The following is a 19,923-nucleotide window of genomic DNA, read 5'->3' as shown; positions in this document are numbered from 1 at the left end:
CCGGGGAAGTAAACTTGTCAGGGGAGCCGCGCGCATGCCTCCGCCCATCCAGGCCTGGGAGTCAAAGCCGCTTGCGGCCGGGCTTTATCTGGTGGCCACGCCCATCGGCGCGGCGCGCGACATCACCCTGCGCGCGCTGGACATCCTGGCCTCGGCCGATCTGCTGGCGGCCGAGGATACGCGCACCCTGCGGCATCTGATGGAAATCCACGGCATCCCGCTGAACGGGCGGGCGATCATCCCCTGCCATGACCACAACGAAAGCGCCGCAAGCCCGCGCCTGCTGCGCGCCGTGGCCGAGGGGAAATCGGTGGCCTATGCCTCGGAGGCGGGCACGCCGCTGGTTTCGGATCCCGGCTTCGTCATCGCGCGCGAAGCCGTGGCGCAGGGCCTGCCCGTGCTGGCCGCCCCGGGGGCCTCGGCCGTGCTTTGCGCGCTGGCGGTGGCCGGGCTGCCCGCTGACCGGTTCCATTTCGCAGGCTTTCCCCCGGCAGCCCGCAGCGCAAGGCTGCGATTCCTGGAAGACCTGCGCCAGATCCAGGCCACGCTGGTGCTGTACGAATCGCCCAAGCGGCTGGCGGCGCTGCTGGCCGATCTTGCATCGGTCATGGGGGCGCATCGGCAGGGCGTTGTCTGCCGGGAACTGACCAAGCGATTCGAAGAGGTGATCCGCGCGACCCTTGGCGACCTGGCCGCCATGATTGCCGAACGCGAGGTGAAGGGCGAGATCGTCGTGCTGATCGACCGCGCCGCCCCGGACGCGGCCGACAGCGCGACCTGGGAAGAGGCGCTCGATCAGGCGCTGCAGACCCTTTCGGTAAAGGATGCCGCGGCGATGGTGGCCGAAGCCTTCGACCTGCCACGCCGCGATGTCTATCAGGTGGCGCTGTCACGGGCGAAGGCGCGTTAGCCAAATCTTTGGAAACCTGGTGCAGGCTGGCACGCGAAGATTTCAATCCTGGCGGGGGGCGCCGGGCAACGGGGGAAGGGCATGGGCATGCAGATGCAGTCGGATCGGGGCAGGCGCAGCCACCTTGTGGGCCTGGCCGCCGAGGATAGGGTCGCCAGCCACTATGATCGCGGCGGCATGCCCGTCTGCAACCGGCGCTGGCGCGGCCTGTCGGGCGAGATCGACATCGTCGCCCGCGATGGTGACAAGGTGATCTTCGTCGAGGTCAAGCAAAGCCGCACGCATGCCGCCGCGGCGGCCCATCTTTCGCCGCGCCAGATGCAGCGGATCTGGAACGCGGCGGCCGAATTCCTCGACGGGGAACCGCGAGGGGCGCTGACCGAAGTCCGGATCGACGTGGCGCTGGTGGATGGCACCGGGCGGATCGAGATCGTCGAGAATGCCTTTGCCGCCTAGCAATCCCGGTCGGCGGCGCTGTGGCGGCGAAAGGGTCTGAGGGCGGCCGCGGAAGGGATCGGGGCGGGGGCGGCAAGTGCCGCAGGCGGAAGTTGCGGGGGCAGTGTCTCAGGCAGCCGTGGGTTGACCATCCGCGCCCGATGCCGATGCCGATGCCGATGCCGATGCCGATGCCGATGCCGATGCCGATGCCGATGCCGATGAATTGCATCCCGCCCGGTGATGCGCCATCAAGGGGCGAACACAGCGCGGAGTGAAAGATGCCCCTCAAGGTCGCCCTGCAGATGGACCCGATCGGCGCGGTCAACATCAATGCGGATTCCACCTTCCGGATCGCGCTGGAGGCGCAGGCGCGCGGGCATTCCCTGTTCTTCTACACGCCGGACCGGCTGGCCTTTGTCGAGGGGCGGGTGATCGCGCGGGGCTGGCCCATCGAACTGCGGCGCGAGATCGGCAATCATGTCAGCTATGGCGAGGAGACCGAAGTCGACCTGTCGGAGTTCGATGTGGTCTGGCTTCGGCAGGATCCGCCCTTCGACATGGGCTATATCACGACCACCCATCTGCTGGAACTGATCCATCCCCGCACGCTTGTGGTGAACGATCCGTTCTGGGTGCGCAACTATCCCGAAAAGCTTCTGGTGCTGCGTTTTCCCGATCTCACCCCGCCCACGGCGATTGCCCGGGATCTGGCCACGATCCGCGCCTTCAAGGCCCGCCATGGCGACATCATCCTGAAGCCGCTTTACGGCAATGGCGGGGCGGGCGTGTTCCGGCTGGATCCGAATGACCGCAACCTCGCCTCGCTGCACGAGCTGTTCACGGGCATGAGCCGGGAGCCGCTGATCGTGCAGAAATTCCTGCCCGCCGTCGCCCAGGGGGACAAGCGCGTGATCCTTGTGGATGGCGAACCGATCGGCGCGATCAACCGGGTGCCGCAGGCGGGGGAGACGCGGTCGAACATGCATGTGGGCGGGCGGCCCGAGAAGATCGGGCTGACGGAACGCGACCGCGAGATCTGCGCGCGCATCGGCCCGCTCTTGCGCGAGAAGGGGCAGGTCTTCGTGGGGATCGACGTGATCGGCGACTGGCTGACCGAGATCAACGTGACCTCGCCCACCGGGCTGCAGGAACTGGAACGCTTTGACGGCACCAATGGTGCCGAGCGGATCTGGCAGGCCATCGAGGCAAGACGCGCCGTCTGAAAGGGCGAATTTTCTGCGAAAATTCGGGGCCTGTTCCCGAACGGGAACAGGCTGATCCTTTCGGCAACGGTTTCCCCAGCAGGGCGACGCCCAGAATTTTCGCAGAAAATTCGTGCCTTCAGCCGTGGGTTCCAATAACCAGCCGGTAGCCCACCGCCTCGGCGATATGGGGGCGGCGGACGGTGGCGCTGCCGTCGAGATCGGCGATGGTGCGGGCGACGCGCAGGATGCGGTGATAGCCGCGCGCCGTCAGCCCGAAACGATCGGCGGCGCGGGAAAGGAAGTCGCGCCCTTCGGCATCGGGGCTGGCGGCTTCTTCCAGAAGCCGGCCCTCCATATCCGCATTCACCCGCAGCCTGGGGTGATCGGCAAAGCGGGCGGATTGCCGCGCGCGCGCCTGGGCGACGCGGGCGGCCACGGTGGCCGAACTGTCGCCCGTGGGCGGCAGGTCGAGATCCTGCCAGGCCACGGGGGGGGCCTCGACCCGCAGATCAAAGCGGTCCATCAGCGGGCCAGAGATGCGGCCGAGGTAATCCTCGCCGCAGACGGGGGCGCGGGTGCAGGCGCGGGCCGGATCGGTGAGGTAGCCGCATTTGCAGGGATTGGCGGCGGCGATCAGCAGGAAACGGCAGGGATAGCGGACATGGGCATTGGCGCGGGCCACCACCACCTCGCCGGTTTCGATGGGCTGGCGCAGGGTTTCCAGCACGGGGCGGGCGAATTCGGGGAATTCGTCCAGAAACAGCACCCCGTTATGCGCAAGGCTGATCTCGCCGGGTTTGGCACCCTTGCCGCCGCCGACGATGGCGGCCATGGAGGCGGTGTGATGCGGTTCGCGGAAGGGCCGCGCGCGCGAGATGCCGCCTTCGGTGATCAGTCCCGCCAGCGAATGGATCATGGAGGTTTCCAGCGCCTCGGCCGCCGAAAGGGGCGGCAGGATGCCGGGCAGGCGGGCGGCGAGCATGGATTTGCCCGAACCGGGCGTGCCGATCATCAGCATGTGGTGGCGGCCTGCGGCGGCGATTTCCAGCGCGCGCTTGGCGCGTTCCTGACCCTTGACCTCGCGCAGGTCGCGGGGGCTGGGGTCGGGGGTCACCTCGCCCGCTTCGGCGGGGGTGAGGGGTGTCTGGCCGGTATAGTGGCGGACCACCTCATCCAGCGAGGCGGCGGCAAGGACCTGCACCGCGCCGACCCAGGCCGCCTCGGCCCCCGAGGCGCGGGGGCAAAGGAGGGCGCGGTCCTCTTCCGCGGCGGCCATGGCGGCGGGCAGCGCCCCGGCCACGGCGATCAGGCGGCCATCGAGCGACAATTCGCCCAGCGCGACCGTCGCCTCGACCGTATCGCGGGGGATGATCTCGAGCGCGGCGAGAAGCGCCAGCGCGATGGGCAGGTCGAAATGCGAGCCTTCCTTGGGCAGGTCGGCGGGTGAGAGATTGACGATGATCCGGCGCGAGGGCAGCGCGATGGACATGGCCGCAAGCGCGGCGCGGACGCGTTCCTTGGCCTCGGACACGGCCTTGTCGGGCAGGCCCACGACGCCGAAATAGGGCATGCCGGGGGCGACGGCGCATTGCACCTCGACCATCCGCGCCTCGACCCCTTCGAAGGCCACCGTATAGGCCCGTGCCAGCATCTGTCCCGCCCTTTGCCCCGGCCTCAGGCATAGGGCGGGAATGGTTTACGAACGGTAAATCGCCATGAAGGCGGGCCAGGCTTCGGGATCGGCCACGGTCTTGTCGCGGCAGAAGGCGTTGCAGAAGCCGAAGCGGCGGCCATCCAGTTCCAGCGCATGGGTGACGGGGGTGCCGGAATAGGGGCAGAGGCTGTTTTCGGTATCGGTCCCGTCCACCGCGCGGGCCGGAAGCGGGGTTGGCCCGGGCCAGGGGCGGGTGGGATAGTCGCGGCGGTAGAAATCCTGATCCGCGCCATCGACCATGCCCATCGCGCGCCAGCGGCGGAAGGAGGGGTGGGCGAGATGGGCGGTCACATAGTCCATCGCCGCAGGCGTCACCGGCAGGTTGTAGGTGGCGATGCGGGTCGCCACCGGGGCGAACATGGCATCGGCGGCGCTGTAATCGCCACAGAGCCACGGGGTGGTGCTTCCCGTTTCGCGGCGCGCCCAGGTCCAGATCGTGTCGAGCCGGGCGAGATCGGCCAGCACGGCGTCGGGCGGGGCGCAGTCGGTATAGCTGACGCGCAGGTTCATCGGGCAATGCGACCGCAGCGCGGTGAAGCCTGCATGCATTTCCGCCGAGACCGCGCGGGCGATGGCGCGGGCCTTGGGGTCGCGCGGCCAGAGCCCGGCCTCGGGGTGGCGGGTGGCCAGTTCCTCGGCAATGGCGATGGTTTCGGGGACTACGGCACCTTCGGGGGTGCGCATCGTGGGGGCGGTGCGGGCGGGGTGGAGTTGTTTCAGCAGGGTGGGGAGTTCGTCGGTATAAAGCCGCGCGCGGTGCAGTTTCACCGGGATGCCGAAGGCATCGAAGAAGAGCCAGCCGCGCAGGCTCCACGAGCTATAGGCGCGGTCGCCGATGACGAGATCGTAGGTCATTATGTTCCCCTTGGTTTTGGGCGAGGGTAGGTCAGCCGTGCTGTCCTGCCAAATGGCGATTTGTGGGTTTGATCATCACGGGCGGTGATTGATGGCGATGATATCCCAGCCGGTGGCGTGGCGGTCGATCCGGGTGACGGAAAGGTTGTCGATGCGGTGGGCGAAGACGTCCACGGGGGCGCAGCCCCTGGCGCGCTGGACTTGCGTCAGGATCGCGCCGAAATGGGCGATGACGATGATATCGCGGCCCGGATGGGCGGTGACGAGGGCATCGGTCGCGGCAGAGACGCGGGCGGCGGCTTCGTTCCAGCTTTCGCCGTTCGGGGGGCGGTGGTCGCCCGGATCGTCCCAATAGGCGAAGGTGAGTTCGGGATGGGTCTTGGCGATGGCGTCCCAGGTCTGGCCGTCCCAGTCGCCGAAGTGAAGCTCGCGCAGGCCGGGGTGGGGGGGCAGGCGGTGGCGGCCCTGTGCCAGCGCGTCGGCGGTGGCGGTGGCGCGGATCAGGTCGGAGGAGACGAGGAGCGCGTCCTGCGGGAGGTGGGCGTTCAGGCGCGCGATGGTTTCGTGGTCGGACAGGTCGGCCGGCACGTCGCGCCAGCCGACCATCGCTTGTTCATGCGTCGGCCCGTGGCGGACCCACCAGAGGCGCGTCACATCCATGGCGGAAGCTGCCCCTTCAGCACCATGGGCAATCCCGCCATGACGCCGACCACCAGCCCCGCCCTTGCCGCGATCTGCTGGTTCAGGCGGCCCTGGGCATCGCGGAAGGCGCGGGCCAGCGCGTTTTCCGGCACGATGCCCCAGCCAACCTCGTTCGACACAACCACCACCGGGGCCGGGCAGGCGGCAAGGGCGCTGAGGAAGGTGGATGTCTCGGACTCGAGATCGTGTTCGGCAAGGAGGTGGTTCGACAGCCAGAGGGTGGCGCAGTCGATCAGCACGACTTCACCCTCGCGCGCCCCGGCAAGCGCGGCGGCCAGATCAAGGGGCGCTTCGACCGTGATCCAACCGGCCCCCCGATCGGCGCGGTGGCGGGCGATGCGGTCGCGCATTTCGTCATCCCAGGCCTGCGCGGTGGCGATGTAGCGGCGGGTCAGGCCGCTGCCCATTGCCAGACCTTCGGCAAGGCGGGATTTGCCTGACCTTGCGCCTCCGACAACGAAGGAGATGTCGGCCAGCAATTTTATTGCGTCTGCGGGTGATCCAGCCACGTCGGAGCCTCGTATCAATCTCAAAACGGCAAGAATGCCGATGCGCGTTATCTGACTGGGGGTTCGAAATGGCGCTCGACGGATATACCGACCAAACCATGTCGCGCCAAGCGATGCGGGCGGAATTGCTGGATGCGGAAACGGAATTGCGGCTGGCCTATGCCTGGCGCGACCAGCGCGACGAACAGGCGCTGCATCGGCTGGTGACGGCCTATATGCGGCTGGCGATCAGCATGGCCGCGAAATTCCGCCGCTATGGCGCGCCGATGAACGATCTGATCCAGGAGGCAAGCCTTGGCCTGATGAAGGCCGCCGACAAGTTCGACCCGGATCGCGGCGTGCGGTTTTCCACCTATGCGGTGTGGTGGATCAAGGCCTCCATCCAGGATTACGTGATGCGGAACTGGTCCATGGTGCGGACGGGTTCGACCAGCAGCCAGAAGGCGCTTTTCTTCAACCTGCGCCGTGTTCAGGCGAAACTGGAGCGCGAGGCGGCGGCGCGGGGCGAAACGCTGGACCAGTTCCAGCTGCGCCAGATGGTAGCGACCGAGGTCGGCGTGCCCCTGGCGGATGTGGAGATGATGGAGGGGCGGCTGTCGGGATCGGACTTCTCGCTCAATGCCACGCAATCGTCGGATGAGGACGGGCGCGAATGGATCGACGCGCTGGAGGATGATGGCGTGCAGGCCGCCGAGGCGGTGGAAGGCGCGCATGATGCCGAACGGCTGCGGACCTGGCTGGTTTCGGCGATGCAGGCGCTGAACGCGCGGGAACGCTATATCGTGGCCGAACGCAAGCTGAAGGATGAGGGCCGCACGCTGGAATCGCTGGGCGAGGAGCTGGGGCTTTCCAAGGAACGGGTTCGGCAACTTGAAGCCGCTGCCTTTGCCAAGATGCGCCGCAGCCTTGAAGCACAGTCGCGCGAGGTTTATGCGTTGCTGGCATGACGCGGCTTCTGATCTCTGCCCTGCTGGCGCTGCACCTTGGCGGTGCGGCCGCCGCGCGTGAGATCGGGCCGGATGCGCTGGACAGCCTTCCCGATGTCGATATCGTGGTGCTGGGCGAGGTGCATGACAACCCGGCGCATCACCGCAATCAGGCGCGCGCCCTGCGCGCCATCGCGCCGGCGGCGATTGTCTTCGAGATGCTGCTGCCCGATCATGTGGCCGCGCTGCCCGAGGATCTGTCGGATGCCGAGGCGGTCGAGTCTGCGACCCAGTGGGAGGCGCGGGGCTGGCCGGATTTCGACATGTATCACCCCCTGTTCACCGCCGTTCCCGGGGCGCGCATCTATGCGGGCGACGTGCCGCGCGATGAGGTGCGGCGGGCCACGCAAGAGGGCGCGGCGGCCGTCTTCGGGGCGGAGGCGGCGCGTTTCGGGCTGAGCGAGCCCTATCCCGATGCCGTGCAGGCAGAGCGCGAGCAGGACCTGCTGGCCGCCCATTGCTTTGCCCTTCCGGCCGAGGCGATGGCAGGCATGGTGCAGGCACAGCGCCTGCGCGATGCGGCGCTGGCGCGGGCGGCGCTGGCGGCGCTGCGGGAAACCGGCGGGCCGGTTGCGGTAATCACCGGGGTGGAACATGCGCGCACCGATATCGGCGTGCCGGCGCTGATCCGCGGGGCCGCGCCGGGGGTGACGGTGCTTTCCATCGGGCAGGTGGAACAGGTGCCCGTCGGGCGTCCGCCGCATCATCTGTGGATCCTGACGGATGGCGTCGCATCGCGCGGCGATCCCTGCGCCGCCTTCGGATCGACCGAGGGCTGAGGCGGGCTGAGGCCCGTCATGCGCGGTTGAGTTTGCGCCCGCGCTTCCCTACACCATGGGCTGACAGGACAAGCGGAGCCTTCCGATGCTGGCCGACAAGCGCATTCTTCTGATCATCGGCGGCGGCATCGCCGCCTACAAGGCGCTGGAACTGATCCGCCTTCTGCGCAAGGAGGGCGCGGCGGTGACGCCGGTGCTGACAAAGGCGGGGGCGGAATTCGTGACGCCGCTTTCGGTTTCGGCGCTGGCGGGCGAGAAGGTCTTCACGCAGTTGTTCGACCTGACGGATGAGGCCGAGATGGGCCATATCCAGCTGTCGCGCGTGGCCGACCTGCTGGTCGTGGCCCCGGCAACGGCGGATCTGATGGCGAAGATGGCGCAGGGGCGGGCGGATGATCTGGCCTCTACCCTGCTTCTGGCGACGGATACGCCGGTGATGGTGGCGCCTGCGATGAATGTGCGGATGTGGCAGCATCCGGCCACGCAGCGAAATATCGCGACATTGCAAGGGGATGGGGTCCGCCTTGTCGGGCCGGATGAGGGCGAGATGGCCTGCGGCGAATACGGGCCGGGGCGGATGGCGGAGCCTGCGGCGATCCTTGCCGCGATCCGGGGCGCGCTGGCCGCCGGGCCGCTGGCGGGGCGGCATGTGCTGGTGACATCCGGGCCGACGCATGAACCCATCGACCCGGTGCGCTATATCGCCAACCGATCTTCGGGCGCGCAGGGCACGGCGATTGCGGGGGCACTGCGCGATCTGGGGGCGCGGGTGACGTTCGTGACGGGGCCTGCGGCGGTGCCAGCGCCGGAGGGGGTGCAGGTGGTGCGGGTGGAAACCGCGCGCGAGATGCTGGAGGCGGTGGAGGCGGCGCTGCCAGCGGAAGCCGCCGTGATGGCGGCGGCGGTGGCGGATTGGCGGGTGGCCAATGAATCCGGCCACAAGATCAAGAAGATGGCAGGGGCCGCCCTGCCCGTTCTGGAATTTGCCGAAAACCCCGACATCCTGAAATCGGTGGCGCAATCGACGGACCGGCGGCCGCGTCTGGTGGTGGGCTTTGCCGCCGAGACGGATGACGTGCTGGCCCATGCGCAGGCGAAACGGGCGCGCAAGGGCTGTGACTGGATCGTGGCCAATGACGTATCGCCCGCGACGGGGATCATGGGCGGGGCAGAGAATGCGGTGACGCTGATCACCGCCTCGGGGGTGGAGGACTGGCCGCGCCTGCCCAAGGACGAGGTGGCGCGGCGGCTGGCGCAGCGCATCGCGGAGGCGCTGGCGTGACCGGAACCCGTCGGGGAATTTTGCGAAAGTTTTCGAAAAAGTCTGGTCTTGCAAGGGGTTGGGCATGACTGTCCTCAAGATGATCTGGGAGGACTGGGCCGACCGGACGGTCGGCCTGCCCGCCTATGAGACGCCGGGATCGGCGGGGGCGGATATCCGGGCGAACCTGCTGCCCGAGGATCGCGAAAGTGGCTTCACGCTGGACCCGATGCATCGGGCCGTGGTGCCGACGGGGCTGCGGGTGGAAATCCCGCAAGGCTTCGAGATGCAGATCCGCCCCCGGTCGGGGCTGGCCTTGAAGCATGGCATCACGCTGCCCAACACGCCCGGCACGATCGACAGCGATTACCGGGGGCCCTTGGGCGTGGCGCTGATCAATCTGGGGGCGGAGCCTTATGTGATCCATCATGGCGATCGCATCGCGCAGATGATCGTGGCCCCCGTGATTCAGGTGCAATTTCAGGTGGTTGAGGCGCTGTCGGATACGGCGCGGGGCGCGGGCGGGTTCGGGTCGACGGGCAAGCGATGATCGGGCTTCTGGGGTTTGTCGGGCTTTGGGCGCTGGGGCGCTGGCGGGGCTGGGGGGCGCGCTGGCTGGTGCTGGCGGCGATCTGGTGGGCCTTCCTGATGGTGGCGCATCTGCCGATGCAGGCGGAGAATCCCTTGGCGGGCGTCGTCGGCGGGGATTTCGAGGGCTGGGTGGTCTTTGGCCTGCTGGCGGGGCTGGTGCTGATCTATCGGCAGGGGTTGCGGCTGGTGGCCGGGCGGCGGCGGGTGGAGGCGGTCGCGGCACCCGCGCCGGGGGCCTTTCGCCCGGCGGAACTGGACCGCTATGCGCGCCATGTGATGCTGCGCGAGATTGGCGGGCCGGGGCAGAGAAAACTGAAGGATTCCAAGGTTCTGGTGATCGGAGCGGGGGGGCTGGGGTCGCCTGCGCTGCTGTATCTGGCGGGGGCCGGGGTCGGGGTTCTGGGCTTTGTCGATGATGACATGGTGGATGGATCGAACCTGCAGCGGCAGATCATCCATGCCGATGCGCGGATCGGGATGCCGAAGGTGTTTTCGGCGGAAATCGCGCTGCGGGCGCTGAACCCGTTCATCGAGTTGCGCCCCTATCACCGACGGCTGGATGAGGCGGCGGCGCGGGCGCTGTTTGCGGATTATGACCTGATCCTGGACGGGACGGACAATTTCGACACGCGCTACATGGTGAACCGGGCGGCGGTGGAGGCGGGCAAGCCCTTGATTTCAGGGGCGATCACGCAATGGGAGGGGCAGGTGTCGCTGTTCCATCCGGCCAGCGGTGCGCCCTGCTATGAATGCGTCTTCCCGGTGCGGCCCGCGCCGGGGATGGTGCCGACCTGCGCCGAGGCGGGGGTGGCCGCGCCCCTGCCCGGGGTGATCGGGTCGATCATGGCGATGGAGGCGGTGAAGCAGATCACCGGGGCGGGCGAGACGTTGCAGGGCCGTCTGATGATCCATGACGCGCTTTATGCCGAGACGCGGGTGATCGCGGTGAAGCGGCGGGCGGATTGCCCGGTCTGCGGCGCAAGTGCCTGAGAACGCTGGGTTTACGGCTGGCATCTGGCGGAAAGGGCGGTGCAGCGGCGCAGTGCAGACGCGCAGTGCAGCAGCCGGTGCAGACGCGCGGCGGGGTGAGGGGGCGTTAACCATGATGGGGCGGCGGGAAGGCGGCGATTCGAGAAGGGCGTTCCGGGTGGGCGTTCCGGGGTTGGGGGAGGCCCCGGGTCAGGCCCAAGGCGCGCGCTTGCGCGCGCGCGAGAGAGAGGCGGGGGGCAAAAGCGAAGCCGCCTCTCTGGACAGGCGGCGGGGCGCGCCGCATAGTCTGCTGCGAGATTTGTGAACCCACGGGGAGACCTTTCCATGAAGCTTAATGCGCTTGCCTCGGGCCTGACGCTTGCCCTTGGCCTGACCACGACCGCCGCCCTTGCGCAGGACGTGCCCGATCTGGGCGGCCGCGAGGTGGTGGTGGTGACCGAGAACGCCTATCCGCCGCTGCAATTCCTGGACAAGGACGGCAAGGCCATCGGCTGGGAATATGATGCCATGGCCGAGATCGCGAAGCGGCTGAACATCACCGTGACCTATGAGAATATCAGCTGGGATGCGATGATCCCGGCCGTGTCGGAAGGGCAGTTCGACCTGGGCATGACCGGCATCACCATCAAGGACGAGCGCAAGGAGGCGGTCGATTTCTCCGATCCCTACATGCGGTCCGAGATGCTGATGATCGTGCGCGGGGATGAGGCGCGGTTCACGGATGCGGCCTCTTTCGCGGCGGACCCGGAATTGCTGGTTTCGGCGCAGCCCGGCACCTCGCCCTTTTATGCCGCGATCTACAATATCCTGGACGGCAATGAGGAAAACCCGCGCGTCGTGAAGTTCGAGACCTTCGGCGCGGGGCTGGAGGCGTTGAAGGCGGGCGATGTGGACCTGACGCTGTCGGATTCGACGGCGGCGAATGGCTATGTGGCGGCGTCGAATGGCGGGTTGAAGATCATCGGCGAGCCGCTGGCGAGCGAGGATTTCGGCTTCATCTTCCCCAAGGGATCGGATCTTGTGGCACCGATGAATGCGGCGATTGCCAGCATGAAGGCGGATGGCACGCTGGATGCGCTGAACACCAAGTGGTTCCTTGACTACAAGATGGGCGAATGATCCCTTGCGGTTTTGACAGGAGGGCCCCGGTTGCGATGCCGGGGCCTTTCGCATGACACCGAACGCGAAGCCGGAGCAGGATTTCCCCTGGTGGCTGGTGCTGGTCGCCGGGCTGGGATTGTGGCTGTTCTATGAGGTGCTGGCGAATCCGGATTATGCGCGGGTGCTGGATACCCTGTCCAAGGGCATCGTGATCACGGTGATGGTGTCGGTGGTGGCCTATCTGGGGGCCTGCCTGCTGGGGCTGGCGCTGGCTGTGGGGTGCCTGTCACGCTTCCTGGTGCTGCGGCAGATCTGCCGGTTCTATATCGAGGTGATGCGCGGCGTGCCCATCATCGTGCTGCTGCTGTATGTGGCCTTCGTGCTGTCGCCGCTGGTGGTGGCAGGATGGAACGCGGTGGCGGAGCCTTTGGGGCTGGGCGAGATCCGGACGCGGGATTTCCCGCTGCTGTGGCGGGCGGTGCTGGCGCTGGTGCTGGCCTATGCGGCCTTTCTGGCCGAGATCTTTCGCGCCGGGTTGCAGGCGGTGGACCGGGGGCAGATCGAGGCGGCGCAGGCTTTGGGCCTGAATGGATGGCAGCGGTTCCGGCATATCACCTTCCCGCAGGCGTTTCGGATGATCCTGCCGCCCTTGGGCAATGATTTCGTGGCGATGGTGAAGGATAGCTCGCTGGTCTCCGTGCTGGGGGTGGGGGATGTGGCGCAGTTGGCGAAGGTCACGGCGGCGGGGAATTTCAAGTATTTCGAGACCTATAACGTGGCGGCGCTGATCTATCTGACCATGACGATCGGGCTGAGCCTGCTGATGCGGCGGCTGGAGAAGCGCCTGAAGGCGCGGGAAGAGCGGTAGCGGCGGCGCCCTTTGGCAAGTGCCCCCTCCCCTGCCCTCCCCCGCAGGCGGGGGAGGGAGTTTGGCGCGCTGCGTGGGCGGTGCGCGGGGTGGCGGCGTGTTTTGGGTATTTTTGCCAAGATGAAGCGGCAAGGCTTTGGGGGTGGACCTTTCGCCGGGGGCTGCCTAGCTTTTCGGGCCAAAGGAGATTTGTGACATGACCAATCCGCTGCTTGCTCCCTGGACCGCGCCTTTCGGACTGCCGCCTTTTGCCGAGATACGGGACGCGGATTTCGGGCCTGCCTTTGACGCGGGGCTGGCGGAGGCGCGGGCGGCGGTGGCGGCGATTGCGGATCAGGCGGAGGCGCCGAGTTATGCCAATACGATTGCCGCGCTGGAACTGGCGGAGGGGGTGTTGGACCGGGTGTCGGGCGTCTTTTACAACCTTGCCGGGGCGGACAGCACCGAGGCGCGCGAGGCCTTGATGCGGGAACTGGCGCCGAAGATGAGCGCCTTTGCGTCGGAGATCACCAATAACAAGCGGCTGTTCGCGCGGATCGAGGATCTTTGGGCGCGGCGGGACGGGTTGGGGCTGGATGCGGAGCAGATGCGGGTGCTGACGCTGTATCGGCGGATGTTCGTGCGGAGCGGCGCGGAGCTGGAGGGGGCGGCGGCGGAGCGGTTGACGGAGGTGAAGGCGCGGCTGGCGGTGCTGGGGACGCAGTTTTCGCAGAACCTGCTGGCGGATGAGCGCGCCTGGTTCATGGTGCTGGCGGAGGAGGATCTGGAGGGGCTGCCGGATTTCGTCGTCGCTGCGGCGCGGGCGGCGGGGCGCGAGCGGGGGCAGAACGGGCCGGTGGTGACGCTGAGCCGGTCGCTGATCGTGCCGTTCTTGCAGTTTTCGCCACGGCGGGCGTTGCGGCGGGTGGCCTATGAGGCATGGGTTGCGCGCGGGGCGAATGGCGGGGAGACGGACAATCGGGGGATCGCGGCGGAGATATTGGCTCTGCGGGAGGAGCGGGCGAAGCTGCTGGGATACGGGAGTTTTGCGGCGTTCAAGCTGGAGCCCGAGATGGCGAAGACGCCGGATGCCGTGCGCGATCTGCTGATGCGGGTCTGGGAGCCTGCGAAGCGGAAGGCCTTGGCGGATGCGGGCGTTCTGGAGGGGATGCTGCGGGCGGATGGGATCGCGGGGCCGCTGGAGCCCTGGGATTGGCGGTACTATTCCGAGAAGCGGCGCATGGCGGAGCATGACCTGGATGAGGCGGCGCTGAAGCCCTATCTGGGGCTGGAGGCGATGCTGGGGGCGATGTTCGGCTGTGCCAGCCGCCTGTTCGGGTTGGAGTTCCGCGAGATTGCGGGGCCGTTCTATCACCCGGATGTGCGGGGGTGGGAGGTAACGCGGGGCGGCGCCCATCTGGCGGTGTTCCTGGGCGATTACTTCGCGCGGTCATCCAAGCGGTCGGGGGCGTGGTGTTCGGCCATGCGGTCGCAGCGGAAGCTGGGCGGGGATCAGCGGCCCATCGTGGTGAATGTGTGCAACTTCGCCAAGGGGGAGCCTGCGCTGCTGTCATGGGATGATGCGCGGACGCTGTTCCACGAGTTTGGCCATGCGCTGCATCAGATGCTGTCGGATGTGACGCATGGGTTCATTTCGGGGACATCCGTCGCGCGGGATTTCGTGGAATTGCCGAGTCAGTTGTATGAGCATTGGCTGGAGGTTCCGGCGGTGCTGGAGGAATATGCGCGGCATTGGGAGACGGGCGCGCCGATGCCTGCCGAGATGCGGGCGCGGCTCTTGGCGGCGGGGACATACGATCAGGGGTTTGCGACGGTGGAATTCGTGGCCTCGGCCCTTGTCGATCTGGCCTTCCATGAGGGGGCGGCGCCTGCCGATCCGATGGGGATGCAGGACGAGGTGCTGGAGGGGCTGGGGATGCCGCGCGCGATACGGATGCGCCATGCGACGCCGCATTTCGCGCATGTGTTTTCGGGGGACGGCTATTCGGCGGGCTATTATTCCTACATGTGGTCGGAAGTGATGGATGCCGATGCCTTTGCCGCCTTCGAGGAGGCGGGGGATCCGTTCGACCCCGAGACGGCGGCGAAGCTGGAGAGGCATATCCTGAGCGCGGGCGGGTCGGAGGAGGCGGAGGTGCTGTATACCCGTTTCCGGGGCCGGATGCCGGGGGTGGAGGCGCTGTTGCGCGGGCGCGGGCTGCTGGACGCCGCCTGATCACGGGGCGTGACGGGCTGGCATCTGCCGCGCCGGGGTGATTAATTGCGGCCCGGACGCAAGGAGGCAGGCATGACCATCGGCACGAATATCCGCACCTGGTTCGAGGGGCGCTGGCACGAGGGTGACATCGCGGTGATGAAGGCCGCGGATCACGGGATATGGCAGGGGTCATCGGTATTCGATGGGGCGCGGATGTTCGACGGGGTGGTGCCTGATCTGGCGCTGCATTGCGCGCGGGTGAATGACAGTGCGCGGGCGCTGATGATCACGCCGACGATGGAGCCGGGCGAGATGGAGGCGGTGATCCGCGAAGGCTTGCGCGCCTATGCGCCGGGGGCCGCCGTCTATATCCGCCCGATGTATTGGGCGATCGACGGGTCGGATCTGGGGGTGGCGCCTGCGGAGGGGAAGAGCGGTTTCGCGATTTCCCTGGAGCAGGTGGCGATGCCGCCCGCGAGCTTTCAGACGACGGTGACGCGGACGCGGTTCCGCCGGCCGGTGCTGGAGGACAATGTCTGCAATGCCAAGGCCGGGTGCCTGTATCCCAACAACGCGCGGATGCTGGTCGAGGCGAAGGCCAAGGGGTTCGGGAACGCCCTGGTGGCGGATGCGATGGGCAATCTGGCCGAAAGTGCGACGGCGAATGTGTTTCTGGTGAAGGACGGGGCGCTGTTCACGCCGATCCCGAACGGGACGTTCCTGGCAGGCATCACGCGGGCGCGGCATATCGCGAATGCGCGGGCGGCGGGGATCGAGGTGGTGGAAACGGTGCTGACCTTCGAGGATGCCCATGCGGCGGATGAGCTGTTTCTGTCGGGGAATTTCGGGAAGGTGACATCGGTGAGGGCCTTTGACGGAACGGAGTATCGTAGCCGCGCGGTGACGGAACGGATGCGGGGGCTGTATATGGACTGGGCGGCGTCGCAGGCCCTGTGACGGGGGCGAAATCTGACGCAGATTTCGCGGCGGAAATTGACGCAATTTCCGTGGCACCCCTTGGGGGTGCCGGAGTTTGCGTCAAACTCCGTCGCGGTTTCCCGCGTCAAAAACCGCTGTTGCGCGGGCGTGGCGCGGTCGGCATGATCGGCGCGCTGTGGGAGAAGAAGATGCGGAAGTTCCTTGTCGTTCTGGACGACACGCGCGAATGCCTGAATGCGATGCGCTTTGCCGCGCTCAGGGCGGCGCATACCGGGGGCGGTGTCACGATCCTGTCGATCATCCCGCCCGAGGAATTCCAGCACTGGATGGGCGTGGCCGATCTGATGCGGGCCGAGGCGCGCGAGCGGATCGAGGCGCATTTCGAGGTTTTCGCCAAATGGATGCGCGACCGGCAGGGGATCAATCCGGAACTGGTGATCCGCGAGGGCGATCCGGTGAACGAGATTTTGGCGCAAGTGAAGGAAGACCCGGAGATCGGCGTTCTGGTCCTGGGCGCGGGGACCGAGAAATCGGGACCGGGTCCGCTGGTCACGCAGATGAGCCGGAATTCGGGCAACCTGCCCATTCCCATCACCATCGTGCCGGGCGACATGTCGAAGGAACGTCTGGAAAGCATCACCTGATGCTGCGCTGCAGCAAGAATCGGTGACAGGTGGGGCATTCCCTGCCAGACTGCGGGCGGGGAGGATTGAACACGGAGCATCGCCATGCATCCTGTGCCGCCCTTTCCATCCCGCCCCTTCCGGCAAAGGCCGCGATCCATCCTGCTGCCCGCGCCCTTGCGCCTGCTGATGCGGCGGGCGACCGATCCGCTGCGCTGCCGTGCCGTGCTGGCGCAGATGTATGGCTATTGGGAGCCGTGAGGCCGCGCGATCCGGGGGGCGGTGCGCATTTAGAACGGTTCCAAACTTGACAGCGCCGGGGTGAGGGCGCATATCCGAGGGGAATTGTCGGACAAGCCCCCCGGAGGTGGCCAGATGTTCATCCAGACCGAATCCACGCCGAACCCCGCGACGCTGAAATTCCTGCCCGGCCAGACCGTGCTGGAGCTGGGCACCGCCGATTTCCCCAATGCCGAAGCGGCGCAGAAATCGCCGCTGGCGCGGCGCATCTTTGCCACGGGCGGGGTTGCGGGCGTGTTCTTCGGCACGGATTTCGTGACGGTGACCAAGGCCGAAGGCGTGGAATGGGATCATGTGAAGCCCGCGATCCTGGGCGCGATCATGGAACATTACCAATCCGGCGCGGCGGTGATCGAGGGTGAGGGCGCGGCGGGCGGCCATGCCGAACATAGCGGCGAGGATGGCGATATCGTGCGCCAGATCAAGGAACTCTTGGATACCCGCGTGCGGCCGGCCGTGGCGCAGGATGGCGGCGACATCACCTTTCACGGGTTCGACCGGGGCGTGGTCTATCTGCACATGCAAGGCGCCTGCGCGGGCTGCCCGTCCAGCACGCTGACGCTGAAGATGGGGATCGAGAACCTGTTGCGGCATTACATCCCCGAGGTGCTGGAGGTTCGGCCCGTTGCGGCCTGATCCTGTCATCCTTGCCTTCGACACATCGGCCGCGCATTGCGCGGCCGCTTTGCTGTCGGGCGGGCAGGTGGTGGCCGAGGCCTGGGAGCCGATGGAGAAGGGGCAGGCGGAGCGGCTGCTTCCCCTGTGCCAGGAGGTGATGGCGCAAGCAGGGATGGGCTGGGGCGATCTGACGGCGCTGGCCGTGGGGACGGGGCCCGGAAACTTTACCGGCGTGCGGATCGCGGTGGCGGCAGCGCGGGGGCTGGCGCTGTCGCTGGGGGTGCCTGCCATCGGCGTGACGCGGCTTGAGGCGCTGGCCCATGGCCTGCCGCGCCCGCTGACGGTGGTGGAGGATGCGCGGCGGGGCGAGGTCTATGTGCAGGAATTCGACCCCGACCCGGGCGAGGCGCGGCTGAGCGCGGTGGCGTCGCTTGGCGTGGAGGGCTGTGCGCCGGATGTCGTGGGGTCTGCGGCAGAGGCGGCGGCGGCGGTGACGGGGGGGCGGCTGCTGGTGCAGCCGCTGCCCCTGACCCATGCCATGGCGCTGATCGCGGCGGGGCGGCTGGACCGCCCGCAGCCGCGCCCTGCCCCCTTTTACCTGCGCGGGCCGGATGCCGCGCCGCCCGCCGATCCGCCGCCGGTGATTCTGCCGTGACGCCCGAATCGCTGGCCCTGCTGCATGGGCGCTGTTTCACGGCGCCGCCGCCCTGGGATGCGGCGGCCTTTGCGGGGTTTCTGGCCGATCCCCTGGTCTTTGTGCTGGTCGAGGGGGATGCGGGCTTTCTGCTGGGCCGGGCCGTGGCGGGCGAGGCCGAGGTGCTGACCCTGGCCGTCGCGCCGGAATCGCGGCGGCGCGGGCTGGGGCGCAAGCTGGTGGCGCGGTTCCTGTATCAGGCGCGGCTGAGGGGGGCGGAGACAGCCTTTCTGGAAGTGGCGGCCGACAATGCGGCGGCGCAGGCGCTTTATGCGCGGGCGGGATTTGCCGAATCCGGGCGGCGGCGGGGCTATTACCGCAGGCCCGATGGCAGCGGGCTGGATGCGCTGGTGATGCAGCGCGCGCTTTAGCGGCCGGTTTCCCTTGCGTCAGGCGCAAGAAATTTGATCACAAGGTCAAACCGCCCCCCGGGGCCACACAAGAAGGTGTTGACCGTCCATCGGGAATCCGCCCTAAATTGGCGGCGATGCGCCCCCATCCGAAAGACGGGGGCGGGAAGAAAAGACCCATAACGAAAACCGGGAGAGCGACCCATGACCCTGATGAAACACTTCCTCGGCGCGGCGGCCACGCTGGCGCTGACGGCCGGCGCCGTGGCGGCGGAACCCGCCATCATCTTCGACCTTGGCGGCAAGTTCGACAAATCCTTCAACGAGGCGGCCTTCAACGGGGCCGAGCGCTGGGCGCAGGAAACCGGCGGCACCTACAAGGAGCTGGAGATGCAGGACGAGGCCCAGCGCGAGCAGGCGCTGCGCCGTCTGGCCGAGGCCGGATCGAACCCGGTCGTGATGACGGGCTTTGCCTTTGGTGACGTGCTGGCCAAGGTCGCGCCGGATTTCCCCGACACCAAGTTCGCGATCGTCGACATGGTGGTGGAACAGCCCAACGTGAAATCCGTCGTGTTCAACGAACATGAAGGGTCTTACCTTGTGGGGATGATGGCGGGTCTGGCGTCGAAGACCGGCACCGTCGGATTCATCGGCGGGATGGACATTCCGCTGATCCGCAAGTTCGGCTGCGGCTATGCGCAGGGCGTGAAGGCCGTGAACCCCGATGCGACCGTGGTTCTGAACATGACCGGCACCACCCCCGCCGCTTGGAACGATCCGGTCAAGGGCGCGGAACTGGCCAAGGGCCAGAAGGCCCAGGGCGCGGACGTGATCTATGCCGCCGCGGGCGGCACGGGCGTGGGCGTGCTGCAGGCTGCCGCCGACGAAGGCATCCTGTCGATCGGCGTGGACAGCAACCAGAACTACATGCACCCCGGTTCGGTGCTGACCTCGATGCTCAAGCGCGTGGATAACGCGGTCTATGAAGCGTTCAAGGAAGGCGAAGCCCTGACCCCGGGCATCAATGTGATGGGTCTGGCGAATGACGGCGTGGGCTATGCGATGGACGAGAACAACGCCTCGCTCGTGACTGCCGAGATGCAGGCGGCCGTGGATGCGGCGGCCGAGAAGATCAAGTCGGGCGAGATCGTCGTGCATGACTACATGTCCGACAATACCTGCCCGGCGGCGACGTTCTGATCGCCTGACGATCATGTGACAGACATGCCGCGCCAAGCCCTTGGCGCGGCATATTTGACAGGTGTTGGCCGAACCCGCGAAAAGACGGGACCG

At 67.4% G+C, this 19,923-nt stretch carries 22 protein-coding genes; 18 read left to right on the top strand and 4 right to left on the bottom strand.

The window, feature by feature from the left end; translation table 11 throughout:
• The first annotated feature begins 34 nt into the window (after nucleotides 1-34).
• The 3 genes from rsmI to gshB all read left to right on the top strand — a co-directional run bounded on the left by rsmI (nucleotide 35) and on the right by gshB (nucleotide 2,571).
• The gene (rsmI, locus tag G5V65_RS15665; RefSeq protein WP_165051880.1) at nucleotides 35-910 is read left to right on the top strand and encodes a 16S rRNA (cytidine(1402)-2'-O)-methyltransferase; all 876 of its coding nucleotides are present in this window, start codon (nucleotides 35-37) and stop codon (nucleotides 908-910) included.
• An 87-nt stretch (nucleotides 911-997) separates the two neighbouring features.
• Complete coding sequence (locus G5V65_RS15660; RefSeq protein WP_165051878.1) at nucleotides 998-1,366, top strand: YraN family protein; 369 nt, start codon at nucleotides 998-1,000, stop codon at nucleotides 1,364-1,366.
• Between the two features lie 260 nt (nucleotides 1,367-1,626).
• Nucleotides 1,627-2,571: a glutathione synthase gene (gene gshB, locus G5V65_RS15655; RefSeq protein WP_165051875.1), complete on the top strand. Its 945-nt coding sequence runs from the start codon at nucleotides 1,627-1,629 to the stop codon at nucleotides 2,569-2,571.
• Nucleotides 2,572-2,689: 118 nt separating this feature from the next.
• On the opposite strand, the gene G5V65_RS15650 is transcribed toward gshB, so the two are convergent.
• From G5V65_RS15650 to cobU, 4 genes are all read right to left on the bottom strand, one after another.
• Nucleotides 2,690-4,204, bottom strand: coding sequence for a YifB family Mg chelatase-like AAA ATPase (locus G5V65_RS15650; RefSeq protein ID WP_165051873.1), 1,515 nt, complete (start codon nucleotides 4,202-4,204; stop codon nucleotides 2,690-2,692).
• A 45-nt stretch (nucleotides 4,205-4,249) separates the two neighbouring features.
• Nucleotides 4,250-5,122, bottom strand: coding sequence for a glutathione S-transferase (locus G5V65_RS15645; RefSeq protein WP_165051871.1), 873 nt, complete (start codon nucleotides 5,120-5,122; stop codon nucleotides 4,250-4,252).
• 75 nt (nucleotides 5,123-5,197) lie between these two features.
• On the bottom strand, nucleotides 5,198-5,776 hold the full coding sequence (locus tag G5V65_RS15640) for a histidine phosphatase family protein (RefSeq protein WP_343162856.1): 579 nt from the start codon (nucleotides 5,774-5,776) through the stop codon (nucleotides 5,198-5,200).
• A complete protein-coding gene (gene cobU / locus G5V65_RS15635; RefSeq protein ID WP_165051867.1) occupies nucleotides 5,773-6,303 on the bottom strand; it encodes a bifunctional adenosylcobinamide kinase/adenosylcobinamide-phosphate guanylyltransferase in 531 nt (176 codons plus the stop codon). The genes G5V65_RS15640 and cobU overlap by 4 nt, the downstream gene beginning before the upstream one ends.
• Before the next feature lie 98 nt (nucleotides 6,304-6,401).
• Here cobU and G5V65_RS15630 point away from each other — a divergent pair, with 98 nt between their 5' ends.
• From G5V65_RS15630 to G5V65_RS15560, 15 genes are all read left to right on the top strand, one after another.
• On the top strand, nucleotides 6,402-7,280 hold the full coding sequence (locus G5V65_RS15630; RefSeq protein WP_165051864.1) for an RNA polymerase factor sigma-32: 879 nt from the start codon (nucleotides 6,402-6,404) through the stop codon (nucleotides 7,278-7,280).
• Nucleotides 7,277-8,098, top strand: coding sequence for a ChaN family lipoprotein (locus G5V65_RS15625; protein ID WP_165051862.1), 822 nt, complete (start codon nucleotides 7,277-7,279; stop codon nucleotides 8,096-8,098). The genes G5V65_RS15630 and G5V65_RS15625 overlap by 4 nt, the downstream gene beginning before the upstream one ends.
• Before the next feature lie 85 nt (nucleotides 8,099-8,183).
• Complete coding sequence (gene coaBC / locus G5V65_RS15620; RefSeq protein WP_165051860.1) at nucleotides 8,184-9,380, top strand: bifunctional phosphopantothenoylcysteine decarboxylase/phosphopantothenate--cysteine ligase CoaBC; 1,197 nt, start codon at nucleotides 8,184-8,186, stop codon at nucleotides 9,378-9,380.
• 64 nt (nucleotides 9,381-9,444) lie between these two features.
• Nucleotides 9,445-9,909 (top strand): dUTP diphosphatase, encoded by a 465-nt coding sequence (dut, locus tag G5V65_RS15615; protein WP_165051858.1) that lies wholly within the window; start codon nucleotides 9,445-9,447, stop codon nucleotides 9,907-9,909.
• Nucleotides 9,906-10,940, top strand: a complete 1,035-nt coding sequence (locus G5V65_RS15610) for a HesA/MoeB/ThiF family protein (protein WP_165051857.1) — start codon at nucleotides 9,906-9,908, stop codon at nucleotides 10,938-10,940. The genes dut and G5V65_RS15610 overlap by 4 nt, the downstream gene beginning before the upstream one ends.
• Before the next feature lie 324 nt (nucleotides 10,941-11,264).
• Entirely contained in the window at nucleotides 11,265-12,059 is a 795-nt protein-coding gene (locus tag G5V65_RS15605; RefSeq protein WP_165051856.1) for a transporter substrate-binding domain-containing protein, read from the top strand.
• A 52-nt stretch (nucleotides 12,060-12,111) separates the two neighbouring features.
• Complete coding sequence (locus G5V65_RS15600) at nucleotides 12,112-12,909, top strand: amino acid ABC transporter permease (RefSeq protein WP_165051855.1); 798 nt, start codon at nucleotides 12,112-12,114, stop codon at nucleotides 12,907-12,909.
• 196 nt (nucleotides 12,910-13,105) lie between these two features.
• Nucleotides 13,106-15,124, top strand: coding sequence for a M3 family metallopeptidase (locus tag G5V65_RS15595; RefSeq protein ID WP_165051853.1), 2,019 nt, complete (start codon nucleotides 13,106-13,108; stop codon nucleotides 15,122-15,124).
• 72 nt (nucleotides 15,125-15,196) lie between these two features.
• Nucleotides 15,197-16,063: a branched-chain amino acid aminotransferase gene (locus G5V65_RS15590; protein WP_165051852.1), complete on the top strand. Its 867-nt coding sequence runs from the start codon at nucleotides 15,197-15,199 to the stop codon at nucleotides 16,061-16,063.
• A gap of 170 nt (nucleotides 16,064-16,233) precedes the next feature.
• The gene (locus G5V65_RS15585; protein ID WP_165051960.1) at nucleotides 16,234-16,689 is read left to right on the top strand and encodes a universal stress protein; all 456 of its coding nucleotides are present in this window, start codon (nucleotides 16,234-16,236) and stop codon (nucleotides 16,687-16,689) included.
• Nucleotides 16,690-16,773: 84 nt separating this feature from the next.
• Entirely contained in the window at nucleotides 16,774-16,929 is a 156-nt protein-coding gene (locus G5V65_RS15580) for a hypothetical protein (protein ID WP_165051851.1), read from the top strand.
• A gap of 114 nt (nucleotides 16,930-17,043) precedes the next feature.
• Entirely contained in the window at nucleotides 17,044-17,604 is a 561-nt protein-coding gene (locus G5V65_RS15575) for a NifU family protein (protein ID WP_165051850.1), read from the top strand.
• Nucleotides 17,594-18,241 carry a tRNA (adenosine(37)-N6)-threonylcarbamoyltransferase complex dimerization subunit type 1 TsaB gene (gene tsaB, locus G5V65_RS15570; RefSeq protein ID WP_165051849.1) on the top strand — a complete coding sequence of 216 codons (648 nt, stop codon included), beginning with the start codon at nucleotides 17,594-17,596 and terminating at the stop codon, nucleotides 18,239-18,241. Before G5V65_RS15575 ends, tsaB begins: the two co-directional genes overlap by 11 nt.
• On the top strand, nucleotides 18,238-18,651 hold the full coding sequence (rimI, locus tag G5V65_RS15565; RefSeq protein WP_165051847.1) for a ribosomal protein S18-alanine N-acetyltransferase: 414 nt from the start codon (nucleotides 18,238-18,240) through the stop codon (nucleotides 18,649-18,651). Before tsaB ends, rimI begins: the two co-directional genes overlap by 4 nt.
• Nucleotides 18,652-18,834: 183 nt before the next feature.
• Nucleotides 18,835-19,830, top strand: coding sequence for a BMP family lipoprotein (locus tag G5V65_RS15560; protein WP_165051846.1), 996 nt, complete (start codon nucleotides 18,835-18,837; stop codon nucleotides 19,828-19,830).
• Nucleotides 19,831-19,923 lie beyond the last annotated feature (93 nt).

Source organism: Paragemmobacter kunshanensis, assembly GCF_011059185.1.
In the GTDB taxonomy this organism is placed as follows: domain Bacteria; phylum Pseudomonadota; class Alphaproteobacteria; order Rhodobacterales; family Rhodobacteraceae; genus Paragemmobacter; species Paragemmobacter kunshanensis.
The sequence above is the reverse complement of the archived record's forward strand: the minus strand, read 5'-3'. Positions and strand labels throughout refer to the sequence as shown.